This window comes from Citrobacter sp. RHB36-C18, from assembly GCF_013814485.1.
Classification (GTDB): domain Bacteria; phylum Pseudomonadota; class Gammaproteobacteria; order Enterobacterales; family Enterobacteriaceae; genus Citrobacter; species Citrobacter braakii.
In genome coordinates this window covers 4,328,486-4,341,729 of sequence record NZ_CP057125.1, presented here as the reverse complement: position 1 = coordinate 4,341,729, position 13,244 = coordinate 4,328,486, and the positions used below count along the sequence as shown (strand labels likewise).

Here is a 13,244-nt window from a genome sequence, read left to right as displayed (position 1 = left end):
AGGGTGGCGGGATGATTTATCGCATCAGAAACTGGCTGATGGCAACACTGGTCCTGCTGTGCGCGCAGGCAGGGGCCGCCAGCCTCTCCGATCTTCAGGTGTCCAATGGCGATCAACAAGCGCGGATTACGCTGAGCTTTATTGGCGATCCTGAATACGCAGTTTCGCAGGACGGGAAACGAACCGTCGCGTTGGATATTAAACAAACCGGTGTGATTCAGGGGTTACCGCTGCTGTTTAGCGGCAATAATCTGGTGAAATCTATCCGTTCCGGCACGCCAAAAGATGCGCAGTCTCTGCGCCTGGTGGTGGATTTAACCGAGAACGGCAAAGCCGAAGCCGTAAAACGCCAGAACGGCGGCAATTATACCGTCGTGTTTACCATCAAAGCTGATGCGCCTCCGCCGCCTCCACCACCTCCAGTGGTTGCGAAGCGTGTTGAAGCGCCGGTTATCGCCCCGCGCCCTGCCGAGCCTGCGCGTAATCCGTTTAAAGCGGAAAACGATCGCACCACGATGGTAACCAACAGTAATACCTCCACACGACCTGCGGCGCGCGCCAGTACCAGTAACGGCGAAAAAGTAGTTATCGCCATTGATGCCGGACACGGCGGGCAGGATCCTGGCGCTATTGGTCCCGGTGGCACACGTGAGAAAAACGTCACGATTGCCGTGGCGCGCAAACTGCGCAGTTTGCTCAATGATGACCCGATGTTTAAAGGCGTACTCACCCGTGATGGCGATTACTTTATCTCGGTGATGGGGCGTTCAGACGTTGCGCGTAAACAAAACGCCAACTTCCTGGTCTCTATTCATGCGGATGCCGCGCCAAACCGGGATGCCACTGGTGCTTCCGTCTGGGTACTGTCAAACCGTCGGGCAAACAGTGAGATGGCCGGCTGGCTGGAACAGCACGAAAAGCAATCGGAACTGTTGGGTGGGGCGGGCGATGTGCTGGCAAACAGCCAGTCCGATCCTTATCTCAGCCAGGCCGTGTTGGATCTGCAGTTCGGTCATTCGCAACGCGTTGGGTATGATGTAGCGACCAGCATGATCGGCCAGTTAGAACGTATTGGCTCGATGCATAAGCGTCGTCCGGAACACGCCAGCCTTGGGGTATTACGTTCGCCTGATATCCCGTCAGTGCTGGTTGAAACTGGCTTTATCAGTAACAACAGCGAAGAGCGTCTGTTGGCGAGTGATGACTACCAGCAGCAGCTGGCCGAGGCAATTTACAAAGGATTGCGTAACTATTTCCAGGCGCACCCGATGCAAACCGGGCCTCAGGGCACACAGGCGCAAACCGCCAGTGCGGTATCGCCTGGTAACACGTTAACAAATTAAGGATTAGCCATGCCGATTCAGGTTCTACCGCCACAGCTGGCGAACCAGATTGCCGCAGGCGAGGTGGTAGAACGGCCTGCGTCAGTGGTGAAGGAGCTGGTGGAAAACAGTATCGATGCCGGTGCGACGCGCATTGATATTGATATTGAGCGCGGCGGCGCGAAGCTTATCCGTATTCGTGACAACGGCTGCGGGATTAAAAAAGACGAGCTGGCGCTGGCGCTGGCGCGTCATGCCACCAGTAAAATTTCCTCGCTTGACGATCTCGAAGCCATCGTGAGCCTCGGGTTTCGCGGCGAAGCGCTGGCCAGTATCAGCTCCGTTTCTCGTTTAACCCTGACGTCGCGTACGCAAGAACAACCTGAAGCCTGGCAAGCCTATGCCGAAGGGCGCGACATGGATGTGACGGTTAAACCCGCTGCGCATCCGGTGGGAACCACGCTGGAGGTGTTAGATCTGTTCTACAACACCCCGGCGCGGCGCAAGTTTATGCGCACCGAGAAAACTGAATTTAATCATATCGACGAAATAATCCGCCGCATTGCGCTGGCACGTTTTGATGTGACGATTAATTTGTCGCACAACGGCAAAGTGGTGCGTCAGTACCGGGCAGTGGCTGCGGATGGGCAGCAAGAGCGCCGACTGGGCGCGATTTGCGGCACGCCGTTTCTGGAACATGCGCTGGCGATTGAATGGCAGCATGGCGATTTAACGCTGCGCGGCTGGGTGGCCGATCCTAACCACACAACGGCGGCGCTGGCGGAAATCCAGTACTGCTATGTGAATGGCCGGATGATGCGCGACCGGTTGATCAACCATGCTATTCGTCAGGCCTGTGAAGATAAGCTGGGAGCCGATCAGCAGCCCGCTTTTGTGTTGTATCTGGAAATCGACCCGCATCAGGTGGATGTTAACGTACATCCCGCCAAACATGAGGTCCGTTTTCATCAGTCCCGCCTGGTGCATGATTTTATTTACCAGGGCGTGTTGAGCGTCCTGCAACAGCAGCTTGAAACGCCGCTGCCGTTGGCTGATGACGACGAGCCCGCCCCAAGGCACATCCCGGAAAACCGCGTCGCGGCCGGGCGTAACCATTTTGCCGAACCGGCCCCGGCGCGTGAACCTGCGACGCCGCGTTACTCAGCATCTGCTGGCGCTGGCAGTAGTGGTGGCCGTCAGACGGGGGCCAGCTGGCCTCATGCCCAACCTGGATATCAAAAGCAGCAGGGTGAGATTTATCAGCAACTGCTACAGACGCCGGTTCCGCCGCGTAAAACGCCGGTTTCTGAAACGCCATCAGCACCTCTGACCGGCAACGGTCAGGGCTTTGGGCGGGTGCTAACCATTGTCGGTACGGACTGCGCATTACTCGAATGCGATGGTCATATTCGGTTGCTGGCATTGCCGGTGGCGGAACGTTGGCTACGTCAGGCGCAGTTAACGCCGGACCAGGGCGTCGTTTGTGCTCAGCCGTTACTGATCCCTTTACGTCTAAAAGTGACCGCTGATGAAAAAGCGGCGCTGCAAAAAGGGCAGAGCCAACTGGCTGAGTTGGGTATTGAATTTCAACTGGATGCACAGCATGTGACCATCCGGGCGGTGCCTTTACCCTTACGCCAACAAAATTTACAAATCTTGATTCCTGAACTGATAGGCTACCTGGCGCAGCAGTCCGAATTCGAACCGGGCAATATTGCACAGTGGATTGCACGTAATCTGATTAGCGAGCATCCGCAGTGGAGCATGGCTCAGGCGATTACGCTGTTAGCGGATGTTGAGCGGCTTTGCCCACAACTCGTGAAGGCGCCGCCGGGTGGTTTGTTACAACCTGTTGATTTACATTCGGTAATGAATGCCCTGAAACATGAGTGATACCCGTAAGGCGAGCCTGCCAAAGGCGATTTTTTTGATGGGGCCGACGGCCTCCGGTAAAACGGCACTGGCAATTGAATTGCGTAAAGTTTTGCCTGTAGAGTTGATAAGCGTTGATTCCGCCCTTATTTACAAGGGGATGGATATCGGTACAGCGAAGCCTGATGCAGATGAATTACAGGCCGCGCCGCACCGGTTGCTGGATATCCGCGATCCGTCCCAGGCGTACTCTGCTGCGGATTTTCGCCGCGATGCGTTAGCCGAGATGGCCGATATCACCGCCGCGGGGCGTATTCCGCTGCTGGTGGGCGGCACAATGTTATATTTCAAAGCCTTGCTTGAAGGGCTGTCGCCGTTACCGTCGGCAGATCCGGAAGTCAGGGCCAGAATTGAGCAGCAGGCGGCAGAGCATGGGTGGGACGCGTTACACCGACAGCTTCAGGAAATAGATCCGGTGGCTGCGGCGCGTATTCATCCAAATGATCCGCAAAGACTTTCCCGGGCACTGGAAGTTTTTTTCATTTCGGGTAAAACTTTAACGGAGCTGACGCAAACGTCAGGAGATGCTTTGCCGTATCAGGTGCATCAGTTTGCTATCGCCCCGGCGAGCCGTGAACTGCTCCATCAGCGAATTGAGCAGCGTTTTCATCAGATGTTGGCTTCAGGTTTTGAAGCAGAAGTCCGGGCGCTATTTGCCCGTGGAGATTTGCATACGGATTTGCCTTCCATTCGTTGTGTAGGGTATCGCCAGATGTGGTCATACATTGAAGGCGAAATTTCATACGATGAAATGGTTTATAGAGGTGTTTGCGCCACGAGGCAGTTGGCGAAGCGACAGGTAACCTGGTTGCGTGGTTGGGAAGGGGTGCACTGGCTTGACAGTGAAAAGCCTGACCAGGCGCGAAACGAAGTATTACAGGTTGTTGGTGCTATCGCGAACTGAATGTGTACAATTGAAACGTATCGTGCGCAATTTTTCAGAATCGAAAGGTTCAAAGTACAAATAAGCATATAAGGAAAAGAGAGAATGGCTAAGGGGCAATCTTTACAAGATCCGTTCCTGAACGCATTGCGTCGGGAACGTGTTCCAGTTTCTATTTATTTGGTGAATGGTATTAAACTGCAAGGTCAAATCGAGTCTTTTGATCAGTTCGTGATCCTGTTGAAAAACACGGTCAGCCAGATGGTTTATAAGCACGCGATTTCTACTGTTGTCCCGTCTCGCCCGGTTTCTCATCACAGCAATAATGCCACCGGCGGTACTGGCAGCAACTACCATCACGGTAGCAACGCGCAAGGTTCATCTGCGCAACAGGACAGCGAAGAAACCGAATAAGGTTGTTAGCTGTTTTACACACGGGGAGCCAGCGATCCTGCGTTCCCCGTTGATATATATTAAGGGGTTGACGCTTGTTTGACCGTTATGATGCCGGTGAGCAGGCGGTACTGGTACACATCTATTTTTCGCAAGACAAAGATATGGAAGACCTCCAGGAGTTTGAATCTCTGGTTTCTTCCGCCGGTGTCGAAGCAATGCAGGTGATTACCGGGAGCCGTAAAGCACCGCACCCGAAGTATTTTGTTGGTGAAGGTAAGGCAATCGAAATTGCGGAAGCCGTAAAAGCGACTGGCGCTGCGGTGGTGATTTTTGATCATGCTCTAAGCCCCGCCCAGGAACGTAACCTGGAACAGTTGTGCCAGTGTCTTGTTATCGACAGGACAGGTCTTATTTTAGATATTTTTGCCCAGCGTGCGCGCACCCATGAGGGTAAGTTGCAGGTTGAGCTGGCGCAGTTGCGCCATATGGCTACTCGTCTGGTCCGTGGCTGGACCCACCTTGAAAGGCAAAAGGGCGGGATTGGTTTGCGCGGTCCGGGTGAAACCCAGCTCGAAACCGACCGTCGTTTGCTGCGTAATCGCATTTTGCAAATACAGTCGCGCCTGGAAAAAGTTGAAAAGCAACGTGAGCAGGGGCGACAGTCGCGCAAGAAAGCGGATGTCCCAACCGTATCACTGGTGGGATATACCAACGCCGGAAAATCCACCCTGTTCAACCAGATCACCGAAGCCCGGGTTTACGCAGCGGATCAGCTGTTTGCGACCCTGGACCCAACGCTGCGCCGTATAGACGTAGCGGACGTCGGTGAAACCGTGCTGGCGGATACCGTAGGGTTTATCCGTCATTTGCCGCACGACCTGGTGGCGGCGTTTAAAGCCACCCTGCAGGAAACGCGTCAGGCGACATTGCTGCTGCATGTTATTGATGCTGCAGATTTTCGTGTGCAGGAAAACATCGAGGCCGTCGACACGGTGCTCGAAGAGATCGATGCGCATGAGATCCCGACTCTGCTGGTGATGAATAAAATCGATATGCTGGATGATTTTGAACCACGTATCGACAGAGATGAAGAGAATAAACCCATTCGCGTTTGGGTTTCAGCGCAAACGGGAATAGGTATACCACAGCTTTTTCAGGCTTTGACTGAGCGACTTTCCGGTGAGGTGGCGCAGCATACGTTGCGTTTGCCGCCGCAGGAAGGGCGTCTGAGAAGCCGGTTTTACCAACTTCAGGCAATAGAAAGAGAGTGGATGGAGGAGGACGGCAGCGTGGGTCTGCAGGTTCGTATGCCGATCGTAGACTGGCGTCGCCTCTGTAAACAAGAACCGGCACTGGAAGACTATATTGTCTGACCTGACGGATATGGCCTGAAGATTTTTTCGCCTCTATACCTTGTGGGTTTTGTGCAGCATGAAGGTGGCAAGTCCTGAAATCTTCAGGAGCATAGTCAACTATGTGACTGAGATTAAGGGGCGTAGCCAACGCATCGGCAGCGCAAAATACGCAGGTATAGCATCGCATAACAAATATGGAGCACAAAAATGGCGTGGAATCAGCCCGGTAATAACGGACAAGACCGCGACCCGTGGGGAAGCAGCAAACCTGGCGGCAACCCTGAGGGAAATGGAAACAAAGGTGGTCGCGATCAGGGACCTCCCGATCTGGATGATATCTTCCGCAAACTGAGTAAAAAGCTCGGTGGTCTGGGTGGCGGTAAAGGTGCTGGTTCTGGCGGCGGTAGCTCATCGCAAGGCCCGCGTCCGCAATTGGGTGGTCGAGTTTTTACTATCGCAGCGGCAGCTATCGTCATTATCTGGGCGGCCAGCGGTTTCTACACCATTAAAGAAGCGGAACGCGGCGTGGTGACACGCTTCGGTAAATTCAGCCATTTGGTTGAACCGGGTCTGAACTGGAAACCGACCTTTGTCGACGAAGTGACCCCGGTCAACGTGGAAGCCGTGCGTGAACTTGCCGCATCCGGCGTGATGCTGACCTCTGACGAAAACGTCGTACGCGTTGAAATGAACGTGCAGTACCGCGTGACCGATCCGCAGCGTTACCTGTTTAGCGTAACCAGCGCGGATGACAGTCTGCGTCAGGCAACCGACAGCGCCCTGCGTGGGGTTATCGGTAAATACACCATGGACCGTATCCTGACCGAAGGGCGTACCGTTATTCGTAGCGATACCCAGCGTGAACTGGAAGAAACGATCCGTCCGTACAACATGGGTATCACCCTGCTGGACGTCAACTTCCAGGCAGCACGTCCGCCGGAAGAAGTAAAAGCCGCGTTTGACGATGCCATTGCAGCACGTGAAAACGAGCAGCAGTACATCCGTGAAGCAGAAGCGTACACCAACGAAGTTCAGCCACGTGCTAACGGTCAGGCGCAGCGTATTCTGGAAGAAGCGCGTGCTTACAAAACGCGAACCATCCTGGAAGCACAGGGTGAAGTGGCTCGTTTCGCAAAAATTCTGCCGGAATATAAAGCCGCACCGCAAATTACTCGCGAGCGTCTGTATATCGAAACCATGGAAAAAGTGCTGAGCAATACCCGCAAAGTCCTGGTTAACGATAAGGGCAGCAATCTGATGGTTCTGCCGCTGGATCAAATGCTGAAAGGCGGTAGTGCGCCAGCAGCAAAGAGTGACAGCAGTTCAAACCTGCTGCGTCTGCCGCCAGCAACGACGTCCGGCACTGGAGCAAGCAATACCTCGTCCACCAGTCAGGGCGATATTATGGACCAACGCCGCGCGAACGCGCAGCGTAACGACTACCAGCGTCAGGGGGAATAACGATGCGTAAGTCAGTTATTGCGATTATCATCATCGTTCTGGTAGTTCTGTTCATGTCTGTCTTTGTGGTTAAAGAAGGCGAGCGCGGGATTACTCTGCGCTTTGGTAAAGTTCTGCGTGACGATGAAAACAAGCCGCTGGTTGTTGCACCAGGCCTGCACTTCAAGATTCCGTTTATTGAATCTGTGAAGATGCTGGATGCGCGTATTCAGACCATGGACAACCAGGCCGATCGCTTTGTTACCAAAGAGAAGAAAGACCTGATCGTTGACTCCTACATTAAGTGGCGCATCAGTGACTTTAGCCGTTACTACCTGGCAACGGGCGGTGGCGATGTTTCTCAGGCAGAAGTCCTGCTGAAACGTAAGTTCTCTGACCGTCTGCGTTCTGAAATTGGTCGTCTGGACGTGAAAGACATCGTTACCGATTCCCGCGGTCGTCTGACGCTGGAAGTTCGTGATGCGCTGAACTCCGGTTCTGCTGGCACGGAAGATGAAGTCGCGACTCCGGCGGCAGATAGCGCGATTGCCGAAGCGGCTGAGCGTGTTCAGGCTGAAACAAACGGTAAAGTTCCGGTCATCAACCCGAACAGTATGGCGGCATTGGGCATCGAAGTGGTTGACGTGCGTATCAAGCAAATCAACCTGCCTGCTGAAGTGTCTGAGGCTATCTACAACCGTATGCGCGCTGAGCGTGAAGCGGTAGCGCGTCGCCATCGTTCACAAGGTCAGGAAGAAGCGGAAAAACTGCGTGCCACGGCGGATTATGAAGTGACTAAAACGCTGGCAGAATCTGAGCGTCAAGGCCGCATCATGCGCGGTGAAGGCGATGCAGAAGCCGCTAAACTGTTTGCCGATGCGTTCAGCCAGGATCCTGACTTCTACGCCTTCATCCGTAGCCTGCGTGCTTACGAGAAGAGCTTCGAAGGCAACCAGGACGTGATGGTCATGAGCCCGGACAGCGATTTCTTCCGCTACATGAAGACACCGAGCACTACGACACGCTAATAAAGTTCCAGCGGTTTTAAACCAGCAAAACCACCGGCATCCCCAGGGATGCGGTGGTTTTCTTTTTATAAAAGGACGATGGATGAATTCAACAATTTTGCTGGCGCTCGCGCTGGTTTTGGTGCTGGAAGGCCTGGGCCCTATGCTTTATCCCCGCGCGTGGAAGAAAATGATTTCCGCAATGGCGCAACTTCCCGAAAATACTTTGCGTCGTTTTGGTGGAGGTCTTGTGGTTGCGGGCGTTGTGGTCTACTACATGTTGAGGAAAACGATTGGCTGATCAATAAGTAGCCTATTTTGCGGATTTTCGCATGCAAAAAGTGCTGTATATCTGAAAAAGCGGTGGTAGAATCCATTTTTAAGCAAACGGTGATTTTGAAAAATGGGTAACAACGTCGTCGTACTGGGCACCCAATGGGGTGACGAAGGTAAAGGGAAGATCGTCGATCTTCTGACTGAACGGGCTAAATATGTTGTGCGCTACCAGGGTGGTCACAACGCAGGCCATACTCTCGTAATCAACGGTGAAAAAACCGTCCTCCATCTTATTCCATCAGGTATTCTTCGCGAGAATGTCATCAGCATCATCGGTAACGGTGTTGTACTGTCTCCGTCCGCGCTGATGAAAGAAATGAAAGGACTGGAAGATCGTGGCATCCCGGTTCGCGAGCGCCTGCTGTTGTCTGAAGCTTGTCCGCTGATCCTTGATTATCACGTTGCGTTGGATAATGCTCGTGAGAAAGCGCGTGGCGAGAAAGCGATCGGTACTACCGGTCGTGGCATCGGTCCGGCTTATGAAGACAAAGTAGCTCGTCGCGGTCTGCGCGTTGGCGATCTGTTTGATAAAGCAACCTTCGCTGAAAAACTGAAAGAAGTGATGGAATATCACAACTTCCAGCTGGTGAATTTCTATAAAGTTGAAGCAGTTGACTACCAGAAAGTGCTGGATGATGTGATGGCGATTGCCGACATCCTGACCTCTATGGTTGTTGATGTTTCCGATCTGCTGGACCAGGCGCGTAAGCGTGGCGATTTCGTCATGTTCGAAGGCGCACAGGGTACCCTGCTGGATATCGACCACGGTACCTATCCGTACGTAACGTCTTCCAACACCACCGCAGGTGGCGTGGCGACCGGCTCCGGCCTGGGTCCACGTTATGTGGATTACGTTCTGGGTATCATCAAAGCTTACTCTACACGTGTAGGCGCGGGTCCGTTCCCGACTGAGCTGTTTGATGACGTTGGCGAGTTCCTGTGCAAACAAGGTAACGAGTATGGCGCGACCACCGGTCGTCGTCGTCGCACCGGTTGGCTGGACTCCGTTGCGGTACGCCGTGCAGTACAGATTAACTCCCTGTCTGGCTTCTGCCTGACCAAACTGGACGTACTGGACGGTTTGAAAGAGGTGAAAATCTGTGTTGCTTATCGTATGCCGGATGGCCGTGAAGTAACGACTACCCCGCTGGCTGCGGACGACTGGAAAGGTATCGAGCCGATCTACGAAACCATGCCAGGCTGGTCTGAATCCACCTTCGGTGTGAAGGAACGTAGCGGTCTGCCGCAGGCAGCACTGAACTACATCAAGCGTATTGAAGAACTGACCGGTGTGCCGATTGATATTATCTCAACTGGCCCAGACCGTACTGAAACCATGATCCTGCGCGACCCGTTCGACGCATAATTCTGGTTATAGCGTGGCGTCGAATGGCGCTGCGCTTGCACTATCTTAGGCCGGATGAGGCGCTTTGCATCATAATCCGGCTTAAAATCACGTAAGTTCCTCGCTTTTTTCCTTCCTGAACTGAAATAAATTAGCGACCTGGCTGGTGGCTGGTTTATCATCAATGTAATTAATACCACCAGGTTTATCCGTTTTATCCCTTTTCCTGAGGTTGATGTGCAGTTAACAAGTTTCACCGATTACGGATTACGTGCGCTAATCTACATGGCGTCACTTCCCGAAGGACGTATGACCAGTATTTCTGAGGTGACAGAAGTCTACGGCGTGTCCCGTAATCATATGGTCAAAATAATCAATCAACTTAGCCGTGCGGGCTTCGTTACTGCTATTCGAGGAAAAAATGGCGGTATCCGCCTGGGTAAACCAGCTAAGGATATTGGTATTGGTGATGTGGTTCGCGAGCTGGAACCACTATCGTTGGTCAATTGTAGCAGCGAGTTTTGCCACATTACCCCAGCCTGTCGACTTAAACAGGCGCTTTCTAAGGCAGTGCAAAGTTTTCTCACGGAACTGGACAACTACACACTTGCTGATTTGGTTGAAGAGAATCAACCGCTTTATAAATTATTGCTGGTGGAGTGACGAAAATCTTCATCAGAGCTGACAATGGAGGAACCTCGATGTCACAAGATCCTTTCCAGGAACGCGAAGCAGAAAAATACGCGAATCCTATCCCGAGCCGGGAATTTATCCTCGAACATTTAACTAAACGTGAAAAACCGGCCAACCGCGATGAGCTGGCCGCTGAACTCAACATTGAAGGTGAAGAGCAGCAAGAAGCGCTGCGTCGCCGCCTGCGCGCCATGGAGCGTGACGGGCAACTGGTCTTCACTCGTCGTCAGTGCTATGCGCTGCCGGAGCGTCTTGACCTGCTGAAAGGTACCGTTATTGGCCACCGTGATGGCTACGGCTTTCTGCGCGTTGAAGGCCGCAAAGATGACCTGTACCTGTCCAGCGAGCAGATGAAAACCTGTATTCATGGCGATCAGGTGTTGGCACAGCCGCTGGGCGCGGACCGTAAAGGTCGTCGCGAAGCGCGTATTGTGCGCGTACTGGTGCCGAAAACCAGCCAGATTGTCGGTCGCTACTTCACCGACGCTGGCGTTGGGTTTGTCGTCCCTGACGACAGCCGCCTGAGCTTTGATATCCTGATCCCGCCGGAAGAGGTGATGGGTGCTCGTATGGGCTTTGTGGTCGTGGTTGAGCTGACCCAGCGTCCGACGCGTCGCACTAAAGCGGTGGGTAAAATTGTTGAAGTCCTGGGCGACAACATGGGAACCAGCATGGCCGTTGATATGGCGCTGCGTACTCATGAAATCCCGTATATCTGGCCTCAGGCGGTCGAAAAACAGGTCGCTGGACTGAAAGAAGAAGTGCCGGAAGAAGCGAAAGCCGGACGTGTCGATCTGCGCTCCCTGCCGCTGGTCACTATCGATGGCGAAGATGCGCGTGACTTCGACGATGCGGTTTACTGCGAGAAGAAGCGCGGCGGCGGCTGGCGTTTATGGGTGGCGATTGCTGACGTAAGCTATTACGTTCGCCCGCCGACTCCGCTGGACCAGGAAGCGCGCAGCCGTGGCACATCCGTCTACTTCCCATCGCAGGTTGTTCCGATGCTACCGGAAGTGCTGTCTAACGGATTGTGTTCGCTCAACCCGCAGGTGGACAGGCTGTGTATGGTCTGTGAAATGACCATTTCGTCGAAAGGCCGCTTAACAGGCTTTAAATTCTACGAAGCGGTTATGAGCTCCCATGCGCGTCTGACCTACACCAAGGTCTGGCACATGCTGCAGGGCGATCAGGAACTGCGTGAGCAGTACGCGCCGTTGGTTAAACACATCGAAGAGCTGCATAACCTCTACAAAGTGCTGGATAAAGCGCGTGAAGAGCGTGGCGGTATCTCGTTTGAAAGTGAAGAAGCGAAGTTTATCTTCAATGCTGAACGCCGTATTGAGCGTATTGAGCAGACGCAGCGTAATGACGCGCACAAACTGATTGAAGAGTGCATGATCATGGCGAACATCTCAGCGGCGCGATTCGTTGAGAAAGCCAAAGAGCCGGCACTGTTCCGCATTCACGATAAGCCGACGACCGAAGCGATTAATTCGTTCCGTTCGGTGTTGGCGGAGCTGGGGCTGGAGCTGCCCGGCGGTAATAAACCCGAGCCGCGTGATTACGCTGAACTGCTGGAGTCGATTGCTGACCGTCCTGACGCAGAAATGCTGCAAACTATGCTGCTGCGTTCAATGAAGCAGGCGATTTACGATCCGGAAAACCGCGGTCACTTTGGTCTTGCGTTGCAGTCTTATGCACACTTTACCTCGCCGATCCGTCGTTACCCGGATCTCTCCTTGCACCGGGCGATTAAGTATCTGCTGGCGCAGGAGCAGGGCCATAAAGGCAACACCACGGAAACGGGTGGCTACCATTATTCGATGGAAGAGATGCTGCAGCTGGGTCAACACTGTTCGATGGCCGAGCGCCGTGCTGACGAAGCTACGCGCGACGTCTCTGACTGGCTGAAGTGCGACTTCATGCTGGATCAGGTAGGTAATGTCTTCAAAGGCGTGATCGCCAGCGTGACCGGGTTTGGTTTCTTCGTCCGTCTTGATGAGCTGTTTATCGACGGTCTGGTGCATGTCTCCTCCCTGGATAACGACTACTATCGTTTTGACCAGGTTGGGCAGCGTCTGACGGGGGAATCCAGCGGTCAAATGTATCGCCTGGGCGATCGCGTGGAAGTTCGCGTGGAAGCGGTCAACATGGACGAGCGTAAAATCGACTTCAGTTTGATCTCCAGCGAACGTGCACCGCGCAATGAAGGTAAAACCGCGCGTGAAAAAGCGAAAAAAAGCGATGCGGGTAAAAATACCGGTAAGCGTCGTCAGATGGGCAAAAAAGTGAATTTCGAGCCGGATAGCGCTTTCCGCGGCGAGAAGAAAGGCAGAGCCAAACCTCAGGCGGATAAAAAAACGGCTGAGAAGAAAGGCGATAAAAAAGCGAAAAAGCCATCGGCAAAAACGCTTAAAATCGCTGCCGCCACCAAAGCTAAACGCGCGACGAAAAAGAAAGTCGCGCAATAACAGCCATAAACAGTAAGTCGGGCAACCTCGCGTTGCCCGCGTTACGCATAAACTATTAACGAGT

Annotated in this window: 11 protein-coding genes; all 11 read left to right on the top strand. The window is 53.5% G+C overall.

Going from position 1 to position 13,244, the window contains the following annotated elements; genetic code table 11:
- Positions 1 to 11: 11 nt before the first annotated feature.
- Positions 12 to 1,343, top strand: coding sequence for an N-acetylmuramoyl-L-alanine amidase AmiB (gene amiB / locus HVZ52_RS20595; RefSeq protein WP_065554875.1), 1,332 nt, complete (start codon positions 12 to 14; stop codon positions 1,341 to 1,343).
- A gap of 9 nt (positions 1,344 to 1,352) precedes the next feature.
- Positions 1,353 to 3,215, top strand: coding sequence for a DNA mismatch repair endonuclease MutL (mutL, locus tag HVZ52_RS20590; protein WP_095715632.1), 1,863 nt, complete (start codon positions 1,353 to 1,355; stop codon positions 3,213 to 3,215).
- Positions 3,208 to 4,158: a tRNA (adenosine(37)-N6)-dimethylallyltransferase MiaA gene (miaA, locus tag HVZ52_RS20585; RefSeq protein ID WP_016151413.1), complete on the top strand. Its 951-nt coding sequence runs from the start codon at positions 3,208 to 3,210 to the stop codon at positions 4,156 to 4,158. Before mutL ends, miaA begins: the two co-directional genes overlap by 8 nt.
- An 84-nt stretch (positions 4,159 to 4,242) precedes the next feature.
- Entirely contained in the window at positions 4,243 to 4,551 is a 309-nt protein-coding gene (gene hfq, locus HVZ52_RS20580) for an RNA chaperone Hfq (protein ID WP_003025584.1), read from the top strand.
- 74 nt (positions 4,552 to 4,625) lie between these two features.
- On the top strand, positions 4,626 to 5,906 hold the full coding sequence (hflX, locus tag HVZ52_RS20575; protein ID WP_016151415.1) for a ribosome rescue GTPase HflX: 1,281 nt from the start codon (positions 4,626 to 4,628) through the stop codon (positions 5,904 to 5,906).
- A gap of 189 nt (positions 5,907 to 6,095) precedes the next feature.
- Entirely contained in the window at positions 6,096 to 7,349 is a 1,254-nt protein-coding gene (gene hflK, locus HVZ52_RS20570; protein ID WP_016151416.1) for an FtsH protease activity modulator HflK, read from the top strand.
- Positions 7,350 to 7,351: 2 nt separating this feature from the next.
- Positions 7,352 to 8,356 carry a protease modulator HflC gene (hflC, locus tag HVZ52_RS20565; protein ID WP_016155510.1) on the top strand — a complete coding sequence of 335 codons (1,005 nt, stop codon included), beginning with the start codon at positions 7,352 to 7,354 and terminating at the stop codon, positions 8,354 to 8,356.
- 82 nt (positions 8,357 to 8,438) lie between these two features.
- Entirely contained in the window at positions 8,439 to 8,636 is a 198-nt protein-coding gene (locus HVZ52_RS20560) for a DUF2065 family protein (protein WP_019078201.1), read from the top strand.
- Between the two features lie 102 nt (positions 8,637 to 8,738).
- The gene (gene purA, locus HVZ52_RS20555) at positions 8,739 to 10,037 is read left to right on the top strand and encodes an adenylosuccinate synthase (RefSeq protein WP_003025606.1); all 1,299 of its coding nucleotides are present in this window, start codon (positions 8,739 to 8,741) and stop codon (positions 10,035 to 10,037) included.
- A gap of 216 nt (positions 10,038 to 10,253) precedes the next feature.
- The gene (gene nsrR, locus HVZ52_RS20550; protein ID WP_003025609.1) at positions 10,254 to 10,679 is read left to right on the top strand and encodes a nitric oxide-sensing transcriptional repressor NsrR; all 426 of its coding nucleotides are present in this window, start codon (positions 10,254 to 10,256) and stop codon (positions 10,677 to 10,679) included.
- A gap of 38 nt (positions 10,680 to 10,717) precedes the next feature.
- Positions 10,718 to 13,180 carry a ribonuclease R gene (rnr, locus tag HVZ52_RS20545; RefSeq protein WP_047500007.1) on the top strand — a complete coding sequence of 821 codons (2,463 nt, stop codon included), beginning with the start codon at positions 10,718 to 10,720 and terminating at the stop codon, positions 13,178 to 13,180.
- The last annotated feature ends 64 nt before the right edge of the window (positions 13,181 to 13,244 follow it).